The 26,122-nt window shown below is 32.2% G+C and carries 26 protein-coding genes; 15 read left to right on the plus strand and 11 right to left on the minus strand.

What is annotated here, in order from left to right:
• The first annotated feature begins 8 nt into the window (after positions 1-8).
• From ACFSX9_RS14055 to ACFSX9_RS14070, 4 genes are all read left to right on the plus strand, one after another.
• Positions 9-431: a hypothetical protein gene (locus ACFSX9_RS14055; RefSeq protein ID WP_379808784.1), complete on the plus strand. Its 423-nt coding sequence runs from the start codon at positions 9-11 to the stop codon at positions 429-431.
• A gap of 238 nt (positions 432-669) precedes the next feature.
• Positions 670-1,179 carry a hypothetical protein gene (locus ACFSX9_RS14060; RefSeq protein WP_379808786.1) on the plus strand — a complete coding sequence of 170 codons (510 nt, stop codon included), beginning with the start codon at positions 670-672 and terminating at the stop codon, positions 1,177-1,179.
• Positions 1,180-2,168: 989 nt separating this feature from the next.
• On the plus strand, positions 2,169-2,309 hold the full coding sequence (locus ACFSX9_RS14065) for a hypothetical protein (protein WP_379808788.1): 141 nt from the start codon (positions 2,169-2,171) through the stop codon (positions 2,307-2,309).
• Between the two features lie 526 nt (positions 2,310-2,835).
• Entirely contained in the window at positions 2,836-3,267 is a 432-nt protein-coding gene (locus tag ACFSX9_RS14070) for a hypothetical protein (RefSeq protein ID WP_379808790.1), read from the plus strand.
• Between the two features lie 307 nt (positions 3,268-3,574).
• Here ACFSX9_RS14070 and ACFSX9_RS14075 read toward each other — a convergent pair whose 3' ends face one another.
• Complete coding sequence (locus ACFSX9_RS14075; RefSeq protein WP_379808792.1) at positions 3,575-4,474, minus strand: NifU family protein; 900 nt, start codon at positions 4,472-4,474, stop codon at positions 3,575-3,577.
• Between the two features lie 352 nt (positions 4,475-4,826).
• Between ACFSX9_RS14075 and ACFSX9_RS14080 the strand changes: the two genes are divergently transcribed.
• A complete protein-coding gene (locus ACFSX9_RS14080) occupies positions 4,827-5,816 on the plus strand; it encodes a PorP/SprF family type IX secretion system membrane protein (RefSeq protein WP_379808794.1) in 990 nt (329 codons plus the stop codon).
• Between the two features lie 59 nt (positions 5,817-5,875).
• Positions 5,876-6,391, plus strand: coding sequence for a gamma carbonic anhydrase family protein (locus ACFSX9_RS14085; RefSeq protein WP_379808796.1), 516 nt, complete (start codon positions 5,876-5,878; stop codon positions 6,389-6,391).
• A gap of 4 nt (positions 6,392-6,395) precedes the next feature.
• Here ACFSX9_RS14085 and murI read toward each other — a convergent pair whose 3' ends face one another.
• The 8 genes from murI to ACFSX9_RS14125 all read right to left on the minus strand — a co-directional run bounded on the left by murI (position 6,396) and on the right by ACFSX9_RS14125 (position 14,648).
• Positions 6,396-7,175 (minus strand): glutamate racemase, encoded by a 780-nt coding sequence (murI, locus tag ACFSX9_RS14090; protein ID WP_379808798.1) that lies wholly within the window; start codon positions 7,173-7,175, stop codon positions 6,396-6,398.
• 75 nt (positions 7,176-7,250) lie between these two features.
• On the minus strand, positions 7,251-7,754 hold the full coding sequence (locus ACFSX9_RS14095) for an OmpH family outer membrane protein (RefSeq protein WP_379808800.1): 504 nt from the start codon (positions 7,752-7,754) through the stop codon (positions 7,251-7,253).
• 25 nt (positions 7,755-7,779) lie between these two features.
• Positions 7,780-8,772 carry an OmpH family outer membrane protein gene (locus ACFSX9_RS14100; RefSeq protein ID WP_379808802.1) on the minus strand — a complete coding sequence of 331 codons (993 nt, stop codon included), beginning with the start codon at positions 8,770-8,772 and terminating at the stop codon, positions 7,780-7,782.
• A gap of 115 nt (positions 8,773-8,887) precedes the next feature.
• Positions 8,888-11,620 carry an outer membrane protein assembly factor BamA gene (gene bamA, locus ACFSX9_RS14105; RefSeq protein WP_379808804.1) on the minus strand — a complete coding sequence of 911 codons (2,733 nt, stop codon included), beginning with the start codon at positions 11,618-11,620 and terminating at the stop codon, positions 8,888-8,890.
• A complete protein-coding gene (locus ACFSX9_RS14110) occupies positions 11,550-12,293 on the minus strand; it encodes an isoprenyl transferase (protein WP_379808806.1) in 744 nt (247 codons plus the stop codon). The genes bamA and ACFSX9_RS14110 overlap by 71 nt, the downstream gene beginning before the upstream one ends.
• On the minus strand, positions 12,293-12,976 hold the full coding sequence (porG, locus tag ACFSX9_RS14115; RefSeq protein WP_379808808.1) for a type IX secretion system protein PorG: 684 nt from the start codon (positions 12,974-12,976) through the stop codon (positions 12,293-12,295). The genes ACFSX9_RS14110 and porG overlap by 1 nt, the downstream gene beginning before the upstream one ends.
• A 121-nt stretch (positions 12,977-13,097) precedes the next feature.
• Entirely contained in the window at positions 13,098-13,982 is an 885-nt protein-coding gene (locus ACFSX9_RS14120) for an NAD kinase (RefSeq protein ID WP_379808810.1), read from the minus strand.
• Between the two features lie 6 nt (positions 13,983-13,988).
• Positions 13,989-14,648 (minus strand): CBS domain-containing protein, encoded by a 660-nt coding sequence (locus ACFSX9_RS14125; protein ID WP_379808812.1) that lies wholly within the window; start codon positions 14,646-14,648, stop codon positions 13,989-13,991.
• A 95-nt stretch (positions 14,649-14,743) separates the two neighbouring features.
• Here ACFSX9_RS14125 and ACFSX9_RS14130 point away from each other — a divergent pair, with 95 nt between their 5' ends.
• From ACFSX9_RS14130 to clpX, 8 genes are all read left to right on the plus strand, one after another.
• The gene (locus ACFSX9_RS14130; protein WP_379808814.1) at positions 14,744-15,457 is read left to right on the plus strand and encodes a pyridoxine 5'-phosphate synthase; all 714 of its coding nucleotides are present in this window, start codon (positions 14,744-14,746) and stop codon (positions 15,455-15,457) included.
• 114 nt (positions 15,458-15,571) lie between these two features.
• Positions 15,572-16,336 carry an alpha/beta fold hydrolase gene (locus tag ACFSX9_RS14135; protein ID WP_379808816.1) on the plus strand — a complete coding sequence of 255 codons (765 nt, stop codon included), beginning with the start codon at positions 15,572-15,574 and terminating at the stop codon, positions 16,334-16,336.
• Positions 16,337-16,457: 121 nt separating this feature from the next.
• Positions 16,458-17,696 carry an OmpP1/FadL family transporter gene (locus tag ACFSX9_RS14140; RefSeq protein ID WP_379808818.1) on the plus strand — a complete coding sequence of 413 codons (1,239 nt, stop codon included), beginning with the start codon at positions 16,458-16,460 and terminating at the stop codon, positions 17,694-17,696.
• Between the two features lie 18 nt (positions 17,697-17,714).
• The gene (locus ACFSX9_RS14145) at positions 17,715-19,295 is read left to right on the plus strand and encodes a G-D-S-L family lipolytic protein (RefSeq protein WP_379808820.1); all 1,581 of its coding nucleotides are present in this window, start codon (positions 17,715-17,717) and stop codon (positions 19,293-19,295) included.
• 75 nt (positions 19,296-19,370) lie between these two features.
• Complete coding sequence (locus ACFSX9_RS14150; protein WP_379808822.1) at positions 19,371-19,715, plus strand: phage holin family protein; 345 nt, start codon at positions 19,371-19,373, stop codon at positions 19,713-19,715.
• 101 nt (positions 19,716-19,816) lie between these two features.
• A complete protein-coding gene (gene tig / locus ACFSX9_RS14155; RefSeq protein ID WP_379808824.1) occupies positions 19,817-21,142 on the plus strand; it encodes a trigger factor in 1,326 nt (441 codons plus the stop codon).
• Between the two features lie 167 nt (positions 21,143-21,309).
• Positions 21,310-21,969 (plus strand): ATP-dependent Clp endopeptidase proteolytic subunit ClpP, encoded by a 660-nt coding sequence (gene clpP, locus ACFSX9_RS14160; RefSeq protein WP_379808826.1) that lies wholly within the window; start codon positions 21,310-21,312, stop codon positions 21,967-21,969.
• A gap of 72 nt (positions 21,970-22,041) precedes the next feature.
• Entirely contained in the window at positions 22,042-23,274 is a 1,233-nt protein-coding gene (clpX, locus tag ACFSX9_RS14165) for an ATP-dependent Clp protease ATP-binding subunit ClpX (protein WP_379808828.1), read from the plus strand.
• 103 nt (positions 23,275-23,377) lie between these two features.
• On the opposite strand, the gene ACFSX9_RS14170 is transcribed toward clpX, so the two are convergent.
• Both ACFSX9_RS14170 and ACFSX9_RS14175 read right to left on the minus strand, forming a co-directional pair.
• A complete protein-coding gene (locus ACFSX9_RS14170; RefSeq protein WP_379808830.1) occupies positions 23,378-23,545 on the minus strand; it encodes a hypothetical protein in 168 nt (55 codons plus the stop codon).
• A gap of 11 nt (positions 23,546-23,556) precedes the next feature.
• A complete protein-coding gene (locus tag ACFSX9_RS14175) occupies positions 23,557-25,065 on the minus strand; it encodes a GH3 auxin-responsive promoter family protein (protein ID WP_379808832.1) in 1,509 nt (502 codons plus the stop codon).
• A gap of 102 nt (positions 25,066-25,167) precedes the next feature.
• On the opposite strand from ACFSX9_RS14175, the gene ACFSX9_RS14180 reads away from it, so the two are divergent.
• Positions 25,168-25,971 carry a DUF2797 domain-containing protein gene (locus ACFSX9_RS14180; RefSeq protein WP_379808834.1) on the plus strand — a complete coding sequence of 268 codons (804 nt, stop codon included), beginning with the start codon at positions 25,168-25,170 and terminating at the stop codon, positions 25,969-25,971.
• The last annotated feature ends 151 nt before the right edge of the window (positions 25,972-26,122 follow it).

Consider the following 26,122-nt stretch of genomic DNA (forward strand, 5'->3'; position numbering starts at 1 on the left):
ATAGTCATATGTCTAAAACAAAACAAGCAACATTATTTATCTCGATTATATTGTTAATCAGTTGGTTGTTTTACAAATTTGGGTTTTTAATTGTTCTGTCGCTGACGGCACCAACTCAAGAGGAAATAGATAGAAATGAAATTAATCTGTTTAATGAAATAAGACAAGAGTTAAATATTAAAGAAATTGAAAGAGCTCCAAGATATAATATAGCAGAAGCTCAAGACACGATTAGTTATGATTTATTCCTAAAAGATATTGATTGTGAAAAATATAAAGATAGTTTAGAAGAAATTGCAATAACAATTGCAACCAGAGCGAATAATCGTATTTCGTTAAATAAAAATGTATACAAAATCGAAATTGTATTTCAATGCGAAAAAACACCACCAATTAGTTTAAAATATAAATTTTTCAGAAATGATTTATAAGTTCAGCTTACATTTTATAAAATTGTAAAAATTAAATCAATTTAAAGATGCAACAATTAGGTCCTTCATGGAAATAGAATTGATTCTACTGGATAATTGAAGTATTATAATTAAAACAGAAAGTTGATACAACTTATTAATATTAGTTTGAAAGAATATGAAGACCCGCTTAATCATCTTTTTTATTTTTGTGCTCAATCAAACTACATCGGGTCAACAGTTTAATGACGTTATTGTTTTGAAAGAAGAAAAGCTAGACAATATCGTTATATTTAAAATTTCATCTCAAAGCAAAGAGTTTATATCTCCTATTGCTTCAAAAAAAGAATGTCATCATAAAACCAATAATAAATTCCCTATTTTAGATAGTTTAGCTTTTGCAAGATTACCAGAAGAGAATTATTTACCAAAGGGCAACGATGTATTTCAAAAAATAATAAAACATAAAGATTCGATAGTCCCAGATCTTGTTGAAAAATTATTAGATACTACACCAACTAATCTAAGAATATCGGATAGTTATAATTATAAAGTTGCAGATATTAGTTTATTAATTTTGCCTTACGCTTCTTCGAAAAATATTGATATAAGAAAAATTCTTTTTAAAGAGTTTAAAAATGAACTTCAGTATAAAGACGAAGAATATTCCCTGTTTGAACAAGTTTACTATGAATTATTTTTCTCAAATTCTAATGACGTTAATTATAAAAATAGAATTAGGTTACATAAAGCTTTAAAGAAGGAGTAAAAAACACACATCATCTTGATTATTGACAATATAATATCAAAAATAAAGATCAAATTAACTATCTTTATTATGATAAACTGGATGGAAATAGTAATGATTTTTCATGTTATGACAAACTTAAAGGGTATTGTTGACGTGGGATAAGAACAAAAAATCATATTATATTTTCGGCAAAAAACTACTATGGAAAGAAACCTGATAACTCAAGGCTTTGATGTGTCTAAAGGAGAACTTTGTTTTTTAAATTTCCAATTGTAGCAAAATTATTTAGAAATTAAAAAAGAAGGAAAAAGGATGCAATATTCTGTCCTTCTAAAGGGATAATTAATAAAGAGAGAAGCATCTCAAAACTATACGATAACGCTAAGTGAGGAGAACGCCAGCAAGAAGCTTGCAAGATTTAGAAAAACCAGCAATTGAAAGAATAGAAAAGCATTGGAGTAGAAATAGTTCACATAATGTAAAAAATTAATAACGAAATATTTAATTTACATATAAAAGAAATAAACATTAATTAAAATTCAATGAATGAACTTTAATTAATATTCAATACCAATTGTTCATGGGGAAGAGCAGTAAATCCAGGTGTTTTCAAGAAAAAATTTATTATAATCTTGGTTTTTGTGATGTTTCAAACGGTTATATATTTAGTCGAAAATGGAGATATTTTGATGCTATAATTGATAAAGTAGATGAAGATTTTAAATAAACATCCGCACATAAATTTGGACATACAATTTTAAGAAAATATGTTGGTAAGTGGTATTCTTTTACACATGATGATTCTTCATCTATACTGCAAAACCGTAACGGGAATCAGAGCCGTAAAAAACAAAAAAGCAATATAGGAATTAATTTAATGCATTATTTCAAAGATGATCCATCACAATCACAACATGACTATAATATAATTGTTGCATCTGAGGATGATGATTTAAGCTTGATGTGGTTAACTAATATTGAAATATAAAGAAAAAAGAATAACCTTAATGTTTTTTATAAGCTTGTTAAGTATTGGATGTAAAAACTATGCTTATGTTTTTGATGAAAATGAAGGACTACAATTAGAAGTAGTGTTAGTAATTGATTTAAATGATAACTCTAATAAAACATATACGGACAAAAACTAAAAAATTTTCATTTTATGCAATGTGGAAGTGTTTTAAAAACTAAAAAACGGTTTCAAACAGATACTTGAAAAGATTATGGTTGCAAACCCGACCCATATTGTTTTAATGGAAAATTTTTTTATATGAAGAGAGAAAATGTAGTTTATTTTAAAGCAAATACTTTTTGGTTTCACCCTGAAGGAGACACTTCGTGTGATTTAACACCAGTAGTTAACAATGTATTATTTACTAGTCATAATGTAAAAGATATAATAGAATTGTACTTTTTACAGATAAAAAAAAATATTAATCTACAACTACTTAAATATTTATGCTGGAGTTTTAGCAACTAATTATGGAATTAAAGTTCAAGCTTCTTTACCAGCAACATATTCTGAAATAAACCCAAGCTTTAGAATTGCACCTTCAACTATGGCACATGTAACTTTATATAGAAAGCACTCAGAAATAGAATTAGTTGAATCAAATTACGGAATATATGATGATACAGTTAAAATATTAACCCTAATTTATAGTAGTTAAAACAATGAAAAAATCCATAGTTATATTTATGTTATTTGCAGATATATGTTTAGTTAATGGACAAATCAAAAAGATTTATTGTGGTACTTTAGATAGTATTGTAATAAAAACCTATTCGTTTCATGACAAAGAAACATCTGCAATTAATGATACTACCGATCAAAGTATAAAACTTATTGGCTCTAAAAAAATTATTAGTAAGGAAATGGAATTTTTAAAAATAAAGTTCAAAAAGAAGAAATCATATAAAAAGCAAAGAGCATTGCTTTCTTACTTTAATATTAAAATTTTTTATTATCATAAAAATCAAATTATTCAAGAAATGGTACTGTCAACTTTAACTAAAAACATTACAATTTTTAGGAATGAAATTCGTGTTTTTAAAGGACAATACACACCTTATATTGAAGATGATATCACGAAACTCATAAATTAAAATTCAAAAAAAGATACCAATTCAAATTATATCGTAGAGAATCAATTACAACAACCTAATGCTGGTTTGGAACATTAGTAATATTAGCATCCTAGAAATAATCTACTGATGATGTCGATATTATTCGAATATTAACTCTTAATTATTTAAGAATGGATAGAGATCATTTTTACTTCGGTAGAAACGAATTTTTCTGTGCACTTTCTAGCGGTGGTCTGTTTTAAAAAAAAAGCAATGAGTTCTTAAATCTCATTGCTTTTAAATTCACCACTAGTAAAATGATAATACTACTTTGTACTATTAGAAATTATCCGTTTATGGCTTCCACTATAATGTCGTTATCTTTTAACATATCTTTTAACATGTTTTCAATTCCATTTTTCAATGTAAAAGTTGAAGAAGGACAACCACTACACGCACCTTGTAAAATTACTTTTACTCTTTTTTCAGTTGCGTCAAACGATTCGAATACAATGTTTCCACCGTCACTTTGTACCGCTGGTTTTACATATTCTTCGATAATGTTGATGATCTGTTGTGAAGTTGTATCTAATTTGTCAAAATATCCTTCTTGTTGTTTTTGATGGCTTTCGGTTTTAACAATTACCGTTTCATCAATTGCAACATTTCCGTTTTCAAGATATTCTTTAATGAATGTTCTTAATTCTAAAGTAATTTCATCCCACTCTGTAACGGCAAATTTCGTAATCGAAATATAGTTTTCGTCAATAAAAATTTCTTTAACAAATGGAAATTTGAAAAGTGCACGCGCAATGGGAGCAGCGGCTGTTTCGTCAATGTTTTTACACTCAAGCGCCGTTTTTGTTAGTAGCTTATTACTTACAAATTTTAAAACTGACGGATTTGGTGTCGTCTCAGCATAAATTGTAATTGGTTGCTTTTTGTTTTTAGAAGGGTCAACGTTTAAAATTTCACCACCACCTGCTATAAATTCGTTAATTTGAGTCGCAACATCTTCTTGAACGTCTTCCCATTCCACAATTGAAAATTTTTCAATGGCAATGAAATTACCAGAAATGTAAACTGTTTTCACAAACGGTAGGAAGAATAGTTGTTTTGCTAAAGGCGATTCCTTTGTCTCATCAATATTCTTAAATTCGTAATTAGCTGTTTTTATAATAAATTCATCTAACTCAAATTTAACTATCGAAGGGTTATTCGTTATTTTTGTAGAAATTACTTTCATTTTGTATATTTTTTACAAAGATAGAAACAATATATTTTCAAATGTTTATATTTGTTTTTTTAAACGAAATTTAACTATACGTTAAGAAATGAGCAGTAATAGCTGTGATTATTATTGAAGCTTTTGTTATATAAGCAAATAAATAAAGTAAATAGTTAATATTATATTTTTATTTTGTTAAAACTATAGTAGAAAAATTAAATAAAGATGCAAATAGAATGAAAAATTTATATCTTTGACCGATTACGTATGTTTAAGGAAGTGATTTTAGCGCCTTTTTACATATTTTATAATAAAACAAGAACGACCAAAAAGAATTTTAAATCGCATTTTTATAAAACGATACCCTACGATGAATTTTAAAAAGAGTTATTTTATTTTAGCATTTTTAGTAGCACAATTTACTTACGCTCAAGAAGGTGTTGCTGTTTATTCTGATTATTTATCAGATAATTATTACTTAATACATCCTTCCATGGCTGGTGCTGCAAATTGTGGTAAGATTAGAATTACTGGTCGTCAACAATGGTTTGGTCAAGATGACGCTCCTGCTTTGCAAACTGTTAGTTTCAACACATCAATTGATGAAGACGGAAAATCAGGAGTAGGGATGATTCTTTTTAATGATAAAAATGGTTATCATTCGCAAAGAGGTGCAAAGTTAACGTATGCGCACCACTTGAGATTTTCAAGAACAACTATTGATTTGAATCAATTATCTTTTGGATTAAGTACTGCATTTGTGCAAAGCACATTAGATGGTTCTGATTTTACAGGTTTCGATCCAGTAATTGTTCCAGGTGTCATTCAAAAAGATTCGTATTTTAATATTGATTTAGGAATTTCGTATCACTATATGGATTATTTCACTCACGTTACAGTTAAAAACTTTTTGGCAAGTCAAAGAAGAGAACTATATTCTGCAGGTTTTGAATCTGATAACTTACAAAAATACTTATGGAGTGTTGGAGCTGTTTTTGGAAATGAAGAAAGATTGTTGTTTGAGCCGTCTATTATGTATCAAAATACACCAGAAACTAAAGAGTCAGCGATCGATTTAAATATGAAAGTTTATAAAAAAATGGACTTTGGTAGATTGTGGGGAGCTGTATCATACAGAAGAAGTTTTGACAGTGCTGATTATCCTGGTGCTAAACAAAATTTGCAATGGATCTCACCAATTATTGGTTTGAACTACGATAAATACATGTTTGCGTATACCTATTCTCATGTAATGGGAGATATTAAGTTTGATAATGGTGGCTTTCACCAAATTACATTAGGTATTAATATTTTCTGTAAAGACAAACTGTGGGATTGTAATTGTCCAGCAGTAAACTAATATTAAAAATTAATTATCAATATACTGTCCCGATTCATCGGGACATTTTTTTAAGTACTATGTTAATAAAAGAAGTAAAAGGGAAATATCCGCAAATTCCTGAAGATTGTTATGTTGCTGAAAATGCCACTATTATTGGAGATGTTACTTTCGGCGCCAATTGTAGTGTCTGGTTCAATGCTGTAATCCGTGGAGACGTGAATTCAATTTCGATCGGTAACAAAGTAAACATCCAAGATGGTGCTGTCGTTCATTGTACGTATTTAAAACACCCCACAGTGATAGGTAATAATGTTTCTATTGGGCACAATGCAATCGTGCATGGTTGTGTTATAAAAGACAATGTTTTAATTGGAATGGGTGCTATTGTAATGGATAATTGCGTAATCGAAAGTAATTCAATAATAGCTGCAGGTTCTGTGGTTACCCAAAATACCACTGTTGAGTCGGGATGTATTTATGCGGGAATTCCTGCAAAAAAAGTGAAAGACATTGATCAAAGTGATTTTGCTGGAGAAATAGGACGCATTTCGAACAACTATGTAATGTATTCGAGTTGGTATAAAGAAGAGTAATCTTTTAAAAATCTTCGTAAAGAACAGTTTCTTGCTTTGCTAGAATCGTTTTTAAAACGCCAGCATCGCTATTGGTATAAAACAGTTGTGTGCTATTTCCTTCTGACTCATTTAATATTTCTTTTTCCTTAAGAATACGACGCGTTTGTTTAGCAACCGCTTCCCCTGAATCAATTATTTTAATATGGTTGGGAATGATCTTTTTTATTTTTGGAATAAGATAGGGGTAGTGGCTACAACCTAAAACTAAATAATCTATATTCTTTTCAACCATTGGCTTTAGATATCTTTCTAACAGTTCCATTATTTCTGGTGTGTCAATTTGGCCATTTTCTATTAACTGAACCAAGCCATAGCCTATTTGCTCAATTATTTCCACTTCGGGATGCTTGGCGACACTTTTGTGGAATAATTCGCTACTAAGTGTCCCTTTTGTAGCTAAAATACCAATGCTTTGTGTTTTGCTGTGAAGTGCAGCAGGTTTTATAGCAGGTTCAATTCCTATAAAAGGAATGTCGTATTTTGCTCTCAATTCTTTTATGGCATTTGTAGTAGCCGTGTTGCATGCTACAATAATCACCTTGCAGTTTTTATTAAGTAAAAATTCTGTGTTTTTGCAACTTAGTTCAATAATCTCTTCTTTAGATTTAAAGCCGTAAGGCGCATTTTTGCTATCGGCAAGATAAATTGTGTTTTCATTTGGCAATAAAGCGTGAACTTCTTTCCAAATAGAGGTACCGCCAATTCCAGAATCAAATAAGCCTATGGGATTTATGTTTTTCATTTAAAAACAAAAATAAAAAAAAACTGCTCAATCTTACTATAGATTGAGCAGTTTTACGTTTTTATCTCTAATTAATTAGAAACCTAATTCTTTTTTAACTGCTACTAATAAGTCTTCACCATCAGCTACAATTACACCACTACCAACAGTTGCATCTAAAACGTAAGTAATTCCTTTTGCTTTAGCTACTTTTTTGATAGCTGATTGTGCTTTTTCCATGATAGGTTTTAAAAGATCCATTTCTTTTTGACCTAATTCTTTTTGTGCATCTTGTTGGAATTTTTGAATACGACCACCCATATCTTGCATTTCTTTAGAACGAGTTTCGTTTAAAACATCTCCTGCAGTTGTAGATTCAGCTTCGTACTTTTGCAATTTTGTTTGATATTCAGCCGCCATACCTTTAAAATCTTTATCATATGACTCTTGTATTTTCTTCATCTGATCTTGTGCAGTTTTCATTTCTGGCATCGTCGTCATCAAAGCTTGTAAGTCTATATGAGCAACTTTAGACTGTGCTGTTACTTGCATTCCAACTAAAAGGATAACTGCGATTACTAAGGATTTTAATTGTTTCATTTTCTAAATTTTAATTTTGGGTTATTTAATCTTGTTTTTCTGTTTTTTGTTCTTTTGCTTTTGCAGCTGCCTCTCTATCTTCAGCTATTTTTTTCTTTTGGGCGTCAATAGCTTTTTTACGATCGGCTAATTTTTGATTTCTATCATCAATCGCTTTTTGTCTAATTTCTTCTGGTGTAGCTTTTTTCTCACCACTGTCAGTACTAACTTTAGGTGTTGCAACGTTATTTTTGTCGTCTTCTTTATTATCCTTTTCAATTACTGTGCCATTTTTCTTAGCATCTCTTTCTTCTAGTAATTTCTTGCGTTTAGCAGCTGCTTCTGTTTTTCGATCTTCTATAGCTTTTTGACGTTCTTCAATTGCTTTGTCTCTAGCTGCTTTCTTTTCATCTAAAATGCGTTGACGTTCTTCTACTGCCGGATTGTCTTCTAATGATTCTTCAAGAGCTTCTTTAGCATCTAATGCTTTTAGTTGTTTCTTGCTCATCTCTTCCCTTTTTTGAGAGGAAGTAAGTTTGCCAACTACAAATTTACTGATATCGTGTTTTCTGTCTGCAAAAAGCATGGTTAAGTCAGAAGATCTATCAAAAATAAAATCGTATTTTCTTTGTTCTGCGACATCTTGTACTATTGTAAAAATTTGATCTTGGATAGGTTTTACTAAAACCGTTTTTTGAATTATTAAATCTCCTCTGGGACCAAACCTTTTTTCCTGATGCTCTAAAAGTTCCTTTTCTAAATAAGCAATTTCTTCATCACGTTCTTCAACCAACTCTCTTGTCAAAAGAACACGTTCTGACTTTAAATTATCTTTTAATATCGTTATTGCAGCTCGCTTCGTTTCAATTTCTTGTTTCCATTTTTGTGCTTTTTGTTCTAATTGATTCATGGCATCTGCATAATCCGGAACTTTTTCCAAGATATATTCCATGTCAATGTAACCAATTTTTACCCCTCTAGCAGTTTGCGCTTGCGCAGCGATTGAAAGGAACGATATAAGTAAAAATAATTTTTTCATGTACTTTTAATTTTGTTGTTAGGAGTAAAGACCTAATATGTTATTACTGATACTCTACAAACGTAACAAATATCAAAATATTTTCACGAATTTAACAAAAAACGACTAACTATTTTTAAAATTGTTGTCCAATGATAAAGTGAGTTTGCCATCCACTTTTAGCTGTTTCACCTGGTATTGCATCAAATCCATGAGCGAAATCAATACCTAACAATCCAAATGCAGGCATAAATACACGTAGTCCAACTCCAGCAGAACGTTGTAATGTGAATGGATTATAATCTTTAAAGTCATTAAACGCTGCTCCAGCTTCTGCAAAAGTTAATGCATAGATAGAAGCTTGTTGGTTCAATGTAATTGGATATCTTAATTCTAATGAGAATTTGTTATAAACCGTTCCACCATCAATAGATGATAAAGAGTTGTTTGGATATCCTCTTAATTGTATCGTTTCTCTTCCGTCTAAAGAGAAGTTAGCTAATCCGTCTCCACCTAAATAAAAACGCTCAAAAGGAACTAAACCTCGATCTGAATTATAAGCACCCATAAATCCAAATTCTCCAGAAGTACGTAAAACTAGTTTTTCATAAAGTCTAGTGTACCAATCTGCCTTAAATTTAATTTTGTAATACTCTAACCAATTAAATCGTTTTTGGTCATATTTTGCTCTGTCTAAAGATGCTTGTTCCCAGTTGTTTCCAACTGTTTCGTAAATACCTGAACCTTCAGATGTTTCTTTTATATAATCGCCATTTAATGGAATTTGTCCACTTGAATTAGGTTGTGTGTTTAATCTTGCACCAGAATCATATTTTAATTTATATCCTTTGTCATTTTTTAAAGCAATATAATCGATACCGTTTAATAATGAATAAGGTAAAGTGAATTTTCCAGTAACACTAAACTCTGAACCGTATGTAGGGAAAATTGGGTTAATACCTTTACTGTTTCTAGACAATCCTACTGTGTATGCTAAGTTTCTTGAAGCACCATTTCCAAAAGTAAATAAACCTGTATTGTAGTTGTTCAAATCGTAATATTGAAAAGAAACCGCTTGTGATAAAACGAAGAAATCGTCTGGCACAGTTAATCTTCTAGCAATACCTACAGATAATGAAGTAATGTTAAAACTTTGACTTCTTGTAACATCTCTAGTAGCATAGTTGTACAAGAATTGCTTACTGTGGGATAATGAAGTAGAGAAACTTACTGGTTTTTTACCACCAAACCATGGCTCAGAAAATGATAAACTGTAAGTTTGGAAATATGAACTTCCTTGTAAACGCAATGACATTTTTTGACCATCTCCCATTGGAAGTGGTTTGTATGCAGATTTCTGGAACATTTTTCTCGCAGAGAAGTTGTTGAATGATAGTCCTAAAGTTCCGATGAAACCTCCACCACCATAACCTCCTTGTAACTCAATTTGACTAGATCCTTTTTCCACTACGTTATATTCAATGTCTACAGTTCCTGCTTGAGGATCTACATTTTTAAAATCTGGTTTAATAGCTTCTGGATCAAAGAATCCCAATTGACCAATTTCACGAATAGAGCGAATTAAATCTTCTTTACTATATTTTTGACCTGGTTTTGTTCTTAATTCTCTATAAATTACATGATCGTTTGTCTTATCATTTCCTACAACGGTAATTTTATTGAAATAAGCGATTGGTCCTTCTGTAATTCTAATTTCAAAGTCGATAGTGTCATTTACTGTGCGCACTTCAACTGGGTTAATTGTAGAAAACAAGTAACCATTATTTTGGTATAAGTTGGTAATATCTTCTCCATCAGGTTTAGATACATCCGCAATTCTTTGCTGTAAAAGTGTTCCGTTGTAAACATCTCCTTTTTTGATAGACAATAGAGAATTTAATTGACGATCTGTATAAATTGTGTTACCTAAATAACGAATGTCTCCAAAGTAGTATTTTCTTCCTTCTTCAATGTTTACTTTAATAGCAATTGTATTGCTGTTTTTATCATAAGAAACAGAATCAGAAACAATTCTAGCATCTCTAAATCCTTTCTCCTTGTATTTAGTAATTACACTAGTTAAATCTTCTTTATATTTTTCTTTAATATATTTAGATCTTTTTAGTATTCTTATTGGGTTTTTCTGTTTTGTGTTTTTGAAAGCTTTTCTAAGTTTAGCATCAGAAAGCAAAGAGTTACCTTCAAAATCAATACTTTTTACTTTTACTTTTTCGCCTCTATCAATGTTAACCACCATTTTCACATCTGCAAAAGTAGAGTCTTGCGTAGTGCTAATAGCTACTTTAGAATTGTAGTAACCGTCTTTCTTATACTTATTTTCAATATAGTTTTTTGTAGTCGTTAATAAGTTTTCATTAACGATTTTACCTTTTTTGAGGTCATTTTCTTTGATAAGCTCTTCCGCTTTTCCTTTTTTCACACCCTGAATCTTCACATCACCAAGTTTTGGTAATTCGTTCAATTCTAGTTCTAAGTAAATGCTGTCTCCAACAATCTTGTTAACGTAAAAATTAACATCAGAAAACAAGCCTAATTTCCATAGTTTTTTAATAGCTATACTTATATCTTCACCGGGAACCATAATGGTTTGTCCTTTTTCTAGACCAGTAAACGTAGTTACAGTTTGCGCATTATAACTGATTTTACCTACAACATCAATTTCAGCCAGAATGTATTCTTTTCCACTTTCTAATGTAGTTTCATCTTGTGCAAAAATTGCCGTGCTATTTAATACAATAAAAATAGTAAGTACTTGTAATCCTTTTTTAAACATTTTGTTAAGGTATAATTTGTTCGCTTGTTTTTCCAAATCGGCGTTCTCTCTTCTGATAACTGATAATTGCTTCATATAAATGGTCTTCTGAAAAATCCGGCCAAAGCACATCTGTAAAGTAAAACTCGGCATAAGCAATTTGCCATAAAAGGAAATTACTTATTCTATGTTCGCCACTAGTTCGTATTACTAAATCTACATCGGGTAAATTGTGTGTGTAAAGATGCTGATTAATAATTGATTCGTCAATAGCCTCTTCAGAAATTATATTATTTTTAACTTTATTGGTAATTTTTTTAACAGCTTGAATAAGCTCCTCTCTAGCGCCATAGCTCAGGGCAAGGGTAAGTGTCATTCTAGTGTTTTCGGCAGTTTTCTGAATAACTTCCTTTAATTCTTTCTGAACACTGCTTGGTAAATTTGTTAAATTTCCAATCGCGTTTAGCTTGATGTTGTTTTCTTGTAATGTCTTAATTTCTTTCTTTAAAGAGGAAATTAACAACTTCATTAGCAAGTCAACTTCTATTTTTGGGCGGTTCCAGTTTTCGGTAGAAAAAGCATATAAGGTTAAATTCTTAATTCCTAATTTAGCGCAACTTTCCACAGTAGCTCGCAGAGATTTGGTCCCGCTCTCGTGTCCAAAAGCGCGAAGCAATCCTTTTTGTTTTGCCCATCTACCATTCCCATCCATAATGATGGCTAAATGTTGAGGCAAATTTGCTTTATTTATTTCGTGTACTAATTCCATTAATTTGCGCAAAAACAAGGGTTCTGACCAAAAGTGTAAGTAAGTGTCAAGCCGGTAAATACATACCAATCCTTACTGTTTAAATTTCCAAAACGCAAGGTTTCCAAATTGTCATTTTTCGGATTGCTCCCGTCTAAATTATCTGTAAACGTATAGCGAGCACCCACTTCAGCGCCAATAATAAAATTACCAAATAATCTAGCTTTTACACCTACTATCATCGGTATTGCAAAAGTGCTATGTCTGTAATCTATTTCGCTTTTATTGTTCTGAATGTAAATTTCATTATAAATAAAATAATTCAGACCTGTTGAAACATAAGGAGTAATCACTTTATCACTAGTATGAAGATCAAAATCCATAAAATTGAATTCCATACCTGCTGAAAATTCCTTTATATTATTTTTGAATGAATTGTTTCTTAAATAGCGGCTTGCAACGTCGCTGTCTTTATCTCTTGCAGTAATACTTCCTTGAAAATAGGAGAATCTATAAGAATGACGAGTGCTTCTGTTCCATTTATAGATGACTCCAATAGCAAATTCGTCTGGTGCAATATAATCCGTAGGACCTACATCACCAATATAGTTTATACCGCCCACAAAAACACCTAACTCATTGATTTGTGAATTAGCATTCAAGGCGCAGAATAGCAAGCTTATGTGTAATAAAAAGCGTTTCATTTTTTAAAATAGTTTGCAAATATAACAATAATGAGTACTTATCCCTATTTTCGGGGATATTTTTGTTACATTTAGTTGTGCTTTTAAAACGCAAAAATGGTAGAAATAATATAAGGTGGGCTTAATTTCTTTTATCTGCACCCCAAAGTAGTTTTTTTCGAATCGTATTTAAAAAGGATTCTTCTTTAAATTCAATGATCGAAATAGTGAAAGGTGTTTTTTTGATTCGCACAACCGTGTCTTTTCCAACAGCGGCAATTCGCGAATCTAACGAAATTAAATATTGCTCTTCTCTTCCCGTCACTTTGAGTTCAATTTCAGTATCATCAGTGATCACTAAAGGTCTAGCGTTTAAATTATGTGGTGCCATCGGAGTAATTACAAGGCTATTCACTTCTGGCATTAAAACAGGTCCGCCACAACTTAAAGAATAACCGGTGGAGCCAGTAGGAGTAGAAACAATTAAACCATCAGCCCAGTACGAAGTTAAATATTCCCCATCTAGGGAAGTTTCAATCGTAATCATGGAAGTCGTGTCTTTTCTTGCCACCGTAACTTCATTTAAAGCAAAGTCTAAAACTGCAAAATTTTCATAAAATGGAGTCGTTTCGATACTTAATAAACTTCTTTTAGAAATGTAATAGTCTTTAATTAATACTTTTTGCAACAATTCCCCAATTTTATCAAACTGAACGGTTGCTAAAAACCCTAACCTTCCGGCGTTAATTCCAATAATTGGAATATTTTTATCTCTAATAAATGTCGCAGCTTTCAAAATAGTTCCATCGCCACCAATACTTATTAAAGCTTCCGTGTCAATTGGTAATTCTTCATAGCTCGAATACGTTTCAAAGGCATCCAAAATAATTTCCTTCTCCCTTAAAATCTCTAAAAAAGTAGCTTCAAATAATATCGTAATATCATTTTTCTTTAGAAAATCGACCACTTTAATCGCAATTTCTGCCGTATTGCTTTGGTAATATTGTCCGAAAACAGCTATTTTCATATTCGATTATATATTAAGGTATTTATCTAAATAATCAGAACGTTCTTTCAAACTGTTCAAATACGAATCTTCTTGATGTTCTGAAATAATCTCATATTCATATCTTCTAAAAGTCTGAATAATCTCATTCATTCCACTTTGACTAATCTTCAAAGTAATTTCAACTTTTTTATTCGCAATGTCCGAGATAAATAAACCTAAAACCTTTGCATTATTACTTTCAACAATTTGCGCTACTTGGCTCATCGAAAATTGATCCACTTCTTTTCTCAAGATAATAGTGCCACCTTCTTCTTTCATAAAAGGTGTTTCTTGTAAAAATCTAATCACATCTTCTAATTCGTAATAACCTAAATAGGCATTTTTATCATCTAAAACCGGAACTAAATTGGCATCGCTTTTCGCGAAAACTTCCAAAACATCCAACCATAAAATAGAAGAACGAACAAAAAAGCGTTCAAAATGAAAACGACTTTCATTCATTAGTGCATCAGCTTTTAGAAATTCTACTGCATCTCTTCCTACGCAACCAATATAAACACCTTCTTCAGTAACCGGAAAGTGCGAATACGGAAAATCTACAAAAATATCCTGTGCATCTGCCACAGTATCCGTGTGTTTTATAGGTTTTATGTCGTTATTGATGTAACTTTCTAGACTATTCATTTAGGTAGGTATATAATTCAACCGCAAAATAATCAAAAAATACCATATGTTACCTAATTTATACTTTGTATTTTTGCTAAAATAAAATTTAAGAGATGACAAAACTATCGGTTAATATTAATAAAATTGCAACATTGCGCAATTCAAGAGGTGGAAATACGCCTAATTTATTGCAGGTTGCAAAAGATATTCAGCAATTTGGAGCACAAGGAATAACGATTCATCCACGACCAGATGAACGCCATATTCGGTATCAAGATGCACGCGATTTAAAGCCTATTGTTTACACAGAATACAATATCGAGGGAAATCCACAACATAATTTCATTGAATTGGTGCTGGAATGCAAACCAACTCAGGTTACTTTGGTGCCGGACGCGATTGGTGCTTTAACTTCAAATGCAGGTTGGGATACCATTAAACACAAAGATTATTTAACCGAAGTGATTCAGGAATTTAACCGAAACGGAATCAGAACAGCGATTTTTGTAGATGCCGATGAAAAAATGGTAGAAGGAGCAAAAGCAACCGGAGCAGACCGAATTGAATTATACACCGAAAGTTTCGCACACCAATACGGATTAGGAAATAAGGCAGGAATCGGACCGTTTGTAAAAGCCGCCTTGAAAGCAAATGAACTAAATATCGGAATTAATGCCGGTCACGATTTAAGTTTGGATAATATCAAATTCTTCAAAGAAAACATTCCGAACCTTTTGGAAGTTTCCATCGGTCACGCCTTAATTTCTGAATCTCTATATCTAGGATTGGACAATGTGGTGAATATGTATCTTCAAAAACTAAAATAATTTGGGCGTTACCACAAGGGTCGGGCCGTCCGCTATATCTTTTTTGATGCAAAAAAAGCACCAAAAAAGGATGCCACTTCCGTCCCTAACGCAACATCCCATAAAATAGAAAATATGATTTTAAATTCAAGAATAGAAGGAGAAGGCAAACCAATGGTTGTCATCCATGGTTTTTTAGGAATGAATGACAACTGGAAATCCCTCGGAACACAATTTGCAGCACAAGGTTTTCAAGTCCACGCGTTAGATTTACGTAATCACGGTAAAAGTTTTCACTCCAGCGATTTCAGTTATGATATTATGGCCGAAGACGTAAAAAAATATTGCGAATTTTATCAACTAACAGATGTAGTACTTTTAGGACATTCTATGGGCGGAAAAGTCGCAATGCTTTTAGCATCAACTTATCCCGATTTAGTTTCTAAATTAATAGTTGCAGATATTGGTCCTAAATATTACGCACCGCATCATCAAACGATTTTAGAAGGGTTGAGCGCTATTGATTTCTCAGAAAAACCGAGCAGAAGCGATGCCGAAGAAATATTGTCAACCTTCATCAAAGATTTTGGAACAAGACAGTTTCTATTGAAAAACCTGTATTGGGAAACACCAGAACAATTAGCCTTCCGATTTAACTTACCTGTTTTTATGGAGAAAATAGACGTTGTAGGAACTGCTTTGCCTTTTGAAAACACATTTCCTAAACCCACATTATTCCTAAGAGGTGATAAATCGGATTACATACAAAATGCTGATTTTGAAACGATTAATCATCATTTTCCAGATTCAAAAATTGAAACAATTAATAATGCCGGACATTGGTTGCATGCAGAAAATCCTAAAGATTTTTATAATGCAACAATGAATTTTTTACAATAAACCTAAAAATTAAGTATGCATGCATAATTTTTTTGTTAAAAAAATTGTAAAATTCATATTTTGTTTTAAATTTGAACTAATGATTTTATAAATACAGATAAAAACTAACACTTATTACATTATGAGAAAATTACTTTCTTTAACATTATTGGCTTTAGCTGGCTCTACTGCGTTTGCAGGTGGATACCGAGTTAGTATTCAAGGTCAAAAACAATTAGCTATGGGCCACACTGGTGTTGCAGTAGTTAATAGTGCAGAAGTTGCATTCTTCAACCCAGCAGGTATGGCTTACTTAGATAAAAAATTCAACTTATCTGTAGGAGGTAGTGCTTTGTTTGCTACGACTAAATTTCAAGAAAGTGTGTTCAATACCACTGCTAAATCAGAAAATTTGGGTACACCATTTAGTGTATATGCAACTTATAAATTAAATGACTGGCTTTCTGCAGGATTAGCAGTTTACACTCCATACGGAAGTGCAGTAGAGTGGGATCAAAACTGGCAAGGAGCTTTTTTAGTAAATAATATTGATTTGAAAGCGATATTTGTTCAGCCAACAGTTTCTGTTAGAGTTGGTGAGCATTTTAGTGTAGGTGGTGGACCAATTTACGCAACAGGTTCTGTAAATTTTAATAGAAATTTATATGCGGCAAATGGTACTTTTCAAGTTAATGGAGATCCAACTGATTTAACGATAGATGCAAAAGGAATCTCTGCTTGGGGATATACTTTAGGAATGATGTTTAATCCTACGAATACTGTTAGAATAGGTATGAATTACCGCTCTGAGATTATAATGGAGGCTAAGGACGGTGAAGCAACATTTAACGATGTTCCTGGTTTCGCAACGTCTTTGTTAACAAACACAACTTTCGATGCTGAATTACCTCTTCCCGCTGAGCTAACAGCAGGGCTTTCTGTACAAGTAACTGATAAATGGTTACTTGCTTTTGACTACAACTATACAATGTGGAGTGTATATAAAAGTTTAGATGTAAAATTTAATAATGGATTACCTACTTCAGTGAATCCTAGAAATTATAAAGATGTTTCTACTTATAGATTTGGTACTCAGTACAAAGCAAATGATAAATTTACTTTTAGAGCTGGATATTATTTTGACGAAAGTCCAGTACAAGATGGTTACTTCGCGCCAGAAACTCCAAGAAATGACTCAAATGCATTTACAGGAGGTTTAACTTACCAAATTAGCGATAAATTTGGTATTGACTTCTCTTTCTTATATATTCATTTTGATGAGATTGAAAATTCTTATGATCACAATGCTAACGGTGATTTTGGTGGAACATATAAATCTGTTGTGTTCTCTCCAGGTATCGGAATAACTTATGGTTTTTAATTTTAAATAAAAATACAAATGAAAAATAAATTTATATATTTAGCTATAATAGCGGTTGGTTTTGCTTCATGTGAACCAGAATTTGAGAATCCGGTTTCGGAAGATTATTCTGCAGGAGAAGCAAATTTTTCATCTTACGTTGCTGTTGGTAACTCATTAACTGCAGGTTACATGGATGGGACTGTTTCGAGAGTTGGTCAATCATATTCTTTTCCTAATCTATTGGCGCAACAATTTGCTCAAGTGGGTGGTGGTGTGTTCACGCAACCTTCTTATGCGGATGACGTTAATAACTTAGGTGGTTTATTGCTAGCTGGAAATCAAATAGGCGCAACTCGTTTGTTAATTGATGCTTCGGAAGGAAAGCCGGAAAATGTAGTTGGTACTCCTACTATTGAGGTGTCTTCTTTACAAGCTTCGGCATATAATAATATGGGTGTTCCAGGTGCAAAATCATTCCATTTAGGTGTTTCTGGTTACGGTAATGTTGCTGGTGTTGCAACGGGAGCTGCTAATCCATATTTCGTTAGACATGCAACTTCTGCTACTGCAACAGTATTAGGTGATGCAATGTCAAAAAATCCAACATTTTTCACTAACTGGATTGGTGCTAATGATATTTTGTCATACGCAACAAATGGTGGAGCGAAAGCTGATGGAAACACACCTGCAGAAGATCATAATACAACAGGAAACGCAAATCCTGCTACTTATGGTCCAAATGACATTACGAATTCAATGGTATTTGAAAGTGTATATTCTACCATTATTACAACTTTAACTAGTGGTAATGCTAAAGGAGTAGTAGCAACTATTCCAAGTGTAACTTCAATTCCTTATTTCACAACAGTTCCATTTAATCCACTTTCCCCAGCTAAATTAGGAGGTGCAGCAAATATCGCAGCATTAAATGCACAGTTATATGGTCCATTAAATCAAGTTTTTACCGCGTTGGGAGAACCAGACCGTGTTAAATTATTATCAGCAACTTCTGCTAATCCAATTTTAATTTTTGATGCTGATGCAACTGATAGATCTGCACAAATTACGGGAGCATTAACAGGAACTTTAGGTGCGCCAACAGCAGCTGCTTTTGGAGCTGTATTTGGAAAAGCACGTCAAGCAACTGCTGCTGACTTAGTGGTTTTGCCAGCTTCTTCTGTTATTGGTACTCCTAATGCATCTTCGCCATCTCCCTCTATTAATTTAAATGGAGTTACGTTTCCAATGGCTAATAAATGGGTGTTGACAGTTAACGAAAAAACTAAAGTTGCAAACGCAACTACGGCTTACAATAATTCAATTCGTTCTATTGCTGCGACTAAAGATTTAGCAGTTGCTGATATGAACGTGATTTTGAATCAACTTGTTTCAGGTCTAAGAGCAAATAACGGAACTATCTATACTGCCAATTACTTTAACGGTGGTCCTACAGAGTTTGGAGTTTTGTTTTCATTAGATGGTGTACATCCAAATGCAAGAGGATATTCGGTAATTGCTAACGAGATAATTAAAGTAATTAACACGCACTACAATGCTAAATTACCTTTTTTAAATCCTAATAATTTCCCTGGAATCAATATTGTAGGTTCAAACTAAGATTTTCGTATAAAAAATTAAAAGGCATCATTTTTGGTGCCTTTTTTTGTAATTTTAATTTTTAAACTTTATCACATGAATTTACTTATCAGACTTTTAGTTAGTACAATTATCGTCTTTGCACTGGCTTACTTTTTACCAGGCGTGCATGTTGCAGATATGTCAACGGCTCTGCTAGTAGCGGTAGTTTTAGGACTTTTAAATACTTTTCTAAAACCAATATTGGTTATTCTTACCATTCCAGTAACCATTCTTACTTTAGGTTTGTTTTTGCTGGTTATTAATGCGTTTATAATCATGCTTTGCGCTTACTTTATTAGGGAGTTTACAGTAGATGGCTTTATAACAGCATTAATATTTAGTGTTTTAATGTCAATTAGTCAGTCGGTATTAAATGGATTATTCGTTAGCGAAAAATGATTTTATAGCGAATTGAATTTCAATATCTTAAAAACTTGTTTGGGTTGTAAAAATTCTATAATTTTGCAACCCAATTTTTAAGGTATTTAAACAAAAAGATAATGAATATTACAAAAACGCAAATTGATGCATTAAATGCTGTTATAACGATAGCAATTACTAAAGAGGATTATGCAACTCAAGTAGACAAGAAATTATACGATTATAAAAAAACTGCAGCTATTTCTGGATTTAGAAAAGGAGCGGTTCCAATGAGTGTAATTCAAAAGCAATATGGAAAACCAGTTCTACAAGAAGAAGTAAATAAAGTTTTACAAGCATCATTAAGTAAATATTTAAGTTCAGAAAGATTAGACCTTTTAGGAAATCCAATTCCAAGAATGGATCAAACTATTGATTGGGATCAAGATGAATTTTCTTTCGATTTCGAAATTGGTTTAGCGCCTGAGTTTGTTGTGGATTTATCTGCTACAAAAAATGTTACAAGATATACGATTATTGCAGACGATAAAATGCTAAATGATCAAGTAGATCGTATCGCAAAACAATACGGAAAATTAATTTCTCAATCAGAAGTAAAAGAAGATTTCGAAGTTAGAGGAACGTTTACAAACGAAGAAAACGGGATTATTGCTCCAGCAAACTTCGGTTTAGATATTTTTGCAAATAAAAAAGTAGCAAAAGCATTCATCGGTAAAAAAGTTGGTGATGTTGTTGCTATCGAAACAAAAGGTTTATTTGATGATGACCATAAATTAATGGATTATTTGAAAATAGGTCATGATGATGTGCACGGTTTAGATATAACTGTTGATTTTACAATTGAAGAAATTAATGCAATTGAAAAGGCAGAATTCAATCAAGAATTATTTGATAAAATATTTGGAGCTGGAATTATTTCTTCTATCGACGAATTGAAAGCTAAAATCAAAGAAGATGCTGAAGTGCAATTTGCACAACAATCAGATCAAAAATTCTTAAATGATGTTACTGATTCATTAATCGAAAATACAAAATTTGATTTACCTTCATTATTCCTTAAAAAATGGATGAAAACGATGGGCGAAACTCCATTACCAGATGATCAAATTGAAGAAGAATATGCGAAAGCTGAAAAAGGATTACGTTTCCAATTAATTGAAGGAAGAGTAATGGCTGAAAATAAATTACAAATTACTTTCGAAGATTTAAAAGCGCATACCGCCGTAATTATCAAGAAACAAATGGCTCAATTTGGTCAGTTAGATCCTTCTGATGAAGAAGTTGCTGGTATTGTAGCACGCGTTATGGGTAACCAAGATGAAGTAAAACGTTTGTCAGAGCAAGTAATGGGCGAAAAAATGATTGGTCTTTACAATGAAAAAGTAAAAACTAAATCTAAAGAAGTAAATTACGATCAATTCGTCAAAGAAATGTACGGAGAATAATATCTCGTAAAAAATAATTATCTTTGAGCGTCAAACTAGTTTTGGCGCTTTTTGTTTCGAGTCATTTTGTCAGACAGAATAAAAGGCACGACCTTTGTAAAAACATTAATGGTTTTAAATTTAATGCATTTTAAACTTTTAAACATATAAACTTTTAAACTTAATTTATGAATTACGGAAAAGAATTTAAAAAATATGCTACTAAGCATCACGGAGTAAACAGTTTATATTACGATAAAATTGTTGGAAGTATGACACCTTATATCATTGAAGAACGTCAATTAAACGTAGCTTCAATGGACGTGTTTTCTCGTTTAATGATGGATAGAATCATTTTCTTAGGAACAGGTGTTGATGATTATGTGGCTAACATTATCCAAGCGCAATTGTTGTTCTTAGAAAGTGTTGATGCTTCAAAAGACATTAGTATTTATATCAATTCACCAGGTGGAAGTGTTTATGCTGGTTTAGGGATTTACGATACAATGCAATTTGTAAAGCCAGATGTTGCTACAATTTGTACAGGAATGGCAGCTTCAATGGGAGCGGTTTTGTTATGTGCAGGTGCAGAAGGAAAGCGTTCGGCATTACCTCATTCAAGAGTTATGATTCACCAACCGTCTGGAGGATCGCAAGGTGTCGCGACAGATATGGAAATCAACTTAAAGGAAATGTTGAAATTAAAGTATGAATTATACGAAATTATCGCTAAACATTCTGGTCAGACTTATGATAAAGTACATAGTGATTCAGAACGTGACTATTGGATGATTGCTGCTGAGGCAAAAGAATATGGAATGATTGATGAGGTTTTAATAAGAAAATAATGGAGTGTTGAGATTTGAAATTTTCTAGTTGTTTAACTTAAATTTTCAAACTTTAAACCTGAAAGGAAAAAGATGGCAAAAGAAGTATTAGAATGTTCATTCTGCGGCAGAAAAAAACCTGAGACCAGTTTATTGATCGCAGGGATAAATGCGCATATTTGCGACAAATGTATTGAACAAGCACACGGAATAGTTGTAGAAGAGATAAAACAAGCAGGAAATTCAGATTTAGCTGCTGATTTAATCCTATTGAAGCCAAAAGAAATTCGTGCATTTTTAGATGATTATGTTATTGGACAAGATCAAACTAAAAAAGTAATGAGTGTTGCGGTTTATAACCACTACAAACGTTTGATGCAAATTCAACTGGATGATGAAGTAGAGATTGAAAAATCTAACATTTTGATGGTTGGACAAACAGGAACTGGTAAAACTTTAGTAGCTAAAACCATTGCAAAAATGTTAAATGTTCCGCTTGCAATTGTTGATGCAACAGTACTAACAGAAGCAGGTTATGTAGGAGAAGATGTGGAAAGTATTCTAACAAGATTGCTTCAAGCAGCTGATTACGATGTAGCTAAAGCAGAACGTGGAATTGTTTTTATTGATGAAATTGATAAAATTGCTCGCAAGAGTGATAATCCATCTATTACGCGTGATGTTTCAGGTGAAGGTGTGCAACAAGCTTTGTTGAAATTATTAGAAGGGACTGTTGTAAATGTGCCACCAAAAGGAGGTAGAAAACATCCAGACCAGAAATTCGTAGAAGTAGACACGCAAAACATATTATTTATTGCAGGTGGTGCTTTTGACGGAATTGAAAGAATTATTTCAAAACGTTTAAACAGACAAGCAGTTGGATACAGTTCGTCAATTGGAACAGATAATATTGATAAAGATAATTTATTGCAGTATTTAACGCCAAAAGATGTCAAAGACTTTGGATTGATTCCTGAAATTATCGGGCGTTTACCAGTTTTAACACACATGGATCCTTTAGATGCTGAAACTTTAAGAGCTATTTTAACCGAACCTAAAAACGCTATTGTAAAACAATACAAAAAATTGTTTGAGATGGACGAGGTAACGTTGGATATCGAAGAAGAGGCTTTAGATTATATAGTTTCTAAGGCGTTAGAATATAAATTAGGAGCAAGAGGTTTGCGTTCATTGTGTGAAGCTATTTTAACCGACGCTATGTATGAATTACCAAGCTCTAACGAGAAACACTTGCAAGTAACAAAAGAATATGCAGAAAATAGTTTGGATAGAAATTTATTAAAACGTTTGAAAGCAGTTTCTTAATCATGTAACCGAAACATAAAAAAAGCTCCAAAATCATTAGGTTTTGGAGCTTTTATTTATAAGAATATTTTATAGAATTCTAATAGTTCAATTCATTATAGTTTTAACATAGTGCTAAATTTGTTCTAACTTGTGTTTCCATTTTCATTGGTTGTTTAACCTCTTTTACTTCGCATCTTCTATAAGGGCCGCATTTATAACGTCTTGGTCCACAGGAAAACAAAGAAGTTAAAACGGTAATTAGCAACACCAAAACGACTATCTTTTTCATAAATTTCAATTTTATAATTGCAATAAACTTTCTAAATAATTTCGATCATTTGAAAGTCTAGGAACTTTGTGCTGGCCACCTAATTTATCTTGCTTTTTCAGCCAATCGTAAAATAGATTTTCTCTTCCCACTTGCAAAGATAACGGATTTAAAGTCATATTGTTATGACGTTTTGCTTCATAATCAGAATTTACACCTTGAATGTTTTCGTCAAGGGCAATGCGGAACTTCTCAATATCATGTGGCGCATTCTTGAATTCAATTAACCATTCATGAGATCCCTTTTGATTGTCCTTCATAAAAATAGGAGCAACCGTATAATCTACGACCTCGCAATTGAATTCTTTACAGGTTTTTGCAATCGCATTATCGGTGTTTTCAACCATTAACTCTTCTCCAAAAACATTAATGTGATGTTTTGTTCTTCCCGAAACTTTAATTCGGTAAGGACTTAATGAGGTAAACCGAATCGTATCACCAATTAAATAACGCCATAAACCTGCATTTGTAGTAATAACCAATGCATAATTTTTATCCAAAACAACTTGATTCAAGCGAATAACTTGCTGATTCAATTTGCCAAAAGTATCCATCGGAATGAATTCATAGAAAATCCCATAATCTAACATCAAAAGCAATTCATCGGAATCATTTTTATCCTGAATAGCAAAGAAGCCTTCAGAAGCATTGTAAATTTCGTAAAACTTGAAATCGTCTTTTGGAAATAATTTTTTATATTGTTCTTTATAAGGATCAAAATTTACACCGCCATGAAAGTAAACTTCGGCATTTGGCCATAATTCATGCAGATTTGATTTGCCTGTCGTTTCTAAAGCTTTGTGAAGTAAAACTAACATCCAACTCGGAACACCGGCTAAACTAGTAACATTTTCGTTAATAGTTTCATTTACAATGGCCGGTAGTTTGGTTTCCCAATCGCCCATTAATGAGGTTTTGCTACAAGGTGTAGAACTGAATTCTGCCCAAATCGGCATGTTGTCAATCAAAATGGCAGATAAATCACCAAAAAAAGTATTATTATCTTCATACAATTGTTTGCTACCGCCCAGTCGAAGACTTTTTCCTGTAAATAGTTGCGAATCTTCATTATTGTTCAAGTACAAACACAACAAATCTTTACTGGCTTTATAATGACAGTTTTCTAAAGCTTCTGTACTAACCGGAATAAATTTACTTTTAGCATTGGTGGTGCCGCTTGATTTAGCAAACCATTTAATAGTAGAGTTCCAAAACACATTTTGTTCGCCTTTGCGGGTTAACTCAATAGTTGGCTCTAAATCTTCGTAGGTAGAAATAGGGATTCTTTCACTAAATTTAGTGTAGTTTCGCATGGAAGAGAAATCATATTTCTTTCCTAATTGTGTGTTTTCGGCAGCTTTTATTAAGCCAAGAAGCAATTCATCTTGCACTTCATGTGGATATTTTAAAAACAATTCCATTTGATGAATTCGTTTCTTCAAAAACCAAGTGGCAACAGAATTTATAATTTGTAACGGCATTTAAAGTAGCTCTAATTTTGAATTATTAAATGGTAATAATAACTTTACCAAAAATAACATTTTTTTCAAATAATTCTTCACAAAAAGAAAATCTTTATACAAATGAACTACCAAGGCACACTTTCAAAAATGCAAACTGAATTAGGAAGTCCTATTCAATATTATTTGGTTTTTGAAAACAGTTTCTTAAACGTCAATCAGCTTTTAGGAAAAAATATCGAAATTGAATTTAAAGGCTACCAATGTTTGAATTGTAAAAAAGCCAAGAAAGTTTTCCGTCAGGGTTTTTGTTACGACTGTTTTATGAGTAGTCCTGCTGTGGGCGATTGGATTATGCGACCAGAATTGAGTACGGCGCATTTAGATATTGAAGACAGAGATTTGGCTTATGAGAAACGAGTGCAACTTCAACCTCACGTAGTGTATTTAGCCTTTTCTAGTGAAATAAAAGTGGGTGTAACCCGAAATACTCAAGTTCCTACTAGATGGATTGATCAAGGTGCAGTGCAAGCCATTCCAATTGTTGAAGTTCCCAACAGATATTTAGCTGGAATCACAGAAGTTGCTTTGAAAAATCATTATGCAGATAAAACCAATTGGCAAAAAATGCTAAAAATGAATCCTGAAACTTCTGAGCCGCAGGTGGATTTAATTTTAGAGCGAAATAAAGCTTTTGAGTGGTTGCCAAATGAAGTAAAGGATTATTTTCCGAAAGAAGAAAAAATCATCCAAATGGATTTCCCTGTTTTGCAAATTCCTACAAAAGTAACAAGTCTAAATTTAGATAAAACGCCAAATTTCACAGGAAAATTATCAGGAATTAAAGGACAATATTTACTATTTGAAGATGGAACTGTATTCAACGTTAGAACTTATGAAGGCTATGTAGTAAAAATGAGCTTATAGAAAAATAGTACTTTGTCATTCTTTTAAGAAGTTCCAGAATTGTTTCAGAAAACCTATAGTATTTTTAAAATTTGTTAAATGAGAAGCTGAAACAAGTTCAGATTGACAAGATGATTCTATTTTAGTCTTCAAAATTATTATGTTATAGATG

Source organism: Flavobacterium ardleyense (genome assembly GCF_042686085.1).
In the GTDB taxonomy this organism is placed as follows: Bacteria; Bacteroidota; Bacteroidia; order Flavobacteriales; family Flavobacteriaceae; genus Flavobacterium; species Flavobacterium ardleyense.

Coding starts and splice junctions, on each gene's coding strand:
- ACFSX9_RS14175 (WP_379808832.1), bottom strand. CDS start 25,065: ATGCCGTTACAAATTATAAATTCTGTTGCCACTTGGTTTTTGAAGAAA.
- ACFSX9_RS14180 (WP_379808834.1), top strand. CDS start 25,168: ATGAACTACCAAGGCACACTTTCAAAAATGCAAACTGAATTAGGAAGT.
- ACFSX9_RS14130 (WP_379808814.1), top strand. CDS start 14,744: ATGACAAAACTATCGGTTAATATTAATAAAATTGCAACATTGCGCAAT.
- porG (WP_379808808.1), bottom strand. CDS start 12,976: ATGAAACGCTTTTTATTACACATAAGCTTGCTATTCTGCGCCTTGAAT.
- tig (WP_379808824.1), top strand. CDS start 19,817: ATGAATATTACAAAAACGCAAATTGATGCATTAAATGCTGTTATAACG.
- ACFSX9_RS14145 (WP_379808820.1), top strand. CDS start 17,715: ATGAAAAATAAATTTATATATTTAGCTATAATAGCGGTTGGTTTTGCT.
- ACFSX9_RS14125 (WP_379808812.1), bottom strand. CDS start 14,648: ATGAATAGTCTAGAAAGTTACATCAATAACGACATAAAACCTATAAAA.
- ACFSX9_RS14110 (WP_379808806.1), bottom strand. CDS start 12,293: ATGGAATTAGTACACGAAATAAATAAAGCAAATTTGCCTCAACATTTA.
- clpX (WP_379808828.1), top strand. CDS start 22,042: ATGGCAAAAGAAGTATTAGAATGTTCATTCTGCGGCAGAAAAAAACCT.
- bamA (WP_379808804.1), bottom strand. CDS start 11,620: ATGAAGCAATTATCAGTTATCAGAAGAGAGAACGCCGATTTGGAAAAA.
- ACFSX9_RS14100 (WP_379808802.1), bottom strand. CDS start 8,772: ATGAAAAAATTATTTTTACTTATATCGTTCCTTTCAATCGCTGCGCAA.
- ACFSX9_RS14070 (WP_379808790.1), top strand. CDS start 2,836: ATGAAAAAATCCATAGTTATATTTATGTTATTTGCAGATATATGTTTA.
- murI (WP_379808798.1), bottom strand. CDS start 7,175: ATGAAAAACATAAATCCCATAGGCTTATTTGATTCTGGAATTGGCGGT.
- ACFSX9_RS14150 (WP_379808822.1), top strand. CDS start 19,371: ATGAATTTACTTATCAGACTTTTAGTTAGTACAATTATCGTCTTTGCA.
- ACFSX9_RS14140 (WP_379808818.1), top strand. CDS start 16,458: ATGAGAAAATTACTTTCTTTAACATTATTGGCTTTAGCTGGCTCTACT.
- ACFSX9_RS14120 (WP_379808810.1), bottom strand. CDS start 13,982: ATGAAAATAGCTGTTTTCGGACAATATTACCAAAGCAATACGGCAGAA.
- ACFSX9_RS14055 (WP_379808784.1), top strand. CDS start 9: ATGTCTAAAACAAAACAAGCAACATTATTTATCTCGATTATATTGTTA.
- ACFSX9_RS14065 (WP_379808788.1), top strand. CDS start 2,169: ATGTTTTTTATAAGCTTGTTAAGTATTGGATGTAAAAACTATGCTTAT.
- clpP (WP_379808826.1), top strand. CDS start 21,310: ATGAATTACGGAAAAGAATTTAAAAAATATGCTACTAAGCATCACGGA.
- ACFSX9_RS14085 (WP_379808796.1), top strand. CDS start 5,876: ATGTTAATAAAAGAAGTAAAAGGGAAATATCCGCAAATTCCTGAAGAT.
- ACFSX9_RS14080 (WP_379808794.1), top strand. CDS start 4,827: ATGAATTTTAAAAAGAGTTATTTTATTTTAGCATTTTTAGTAGCACAA.
- ACFSX9_RS14075 (WP_379808792.1), bottom strand. CDS start 4,474: ATGAAAGTAATTTCTACAAAAATAACGAATAACCCTTCGATAGTTAAA.
- ACFSX9_RS14170 (WP_379808830.1), bottom strand. CDS start 23,545: ATGAAAAAGATAGTCGTTTTGGTGTTGCTAATTACCGTTTTAACTTCT.
- ACFSX9_RS14135 (WP_379808816.1), top strand. CDS start 15,572: ATGATTTTAAATTCAAGAATAGAAGGAGAAGGCAAACCAATGGTTGTC.
- ACFSX9_RS14095 (WP_379808800.1), bottom strand. CDS start 7,754: ATGAAACAATTAAAATCCTTAGTAATCGCAGTTATCCTTTTAGTTGGA.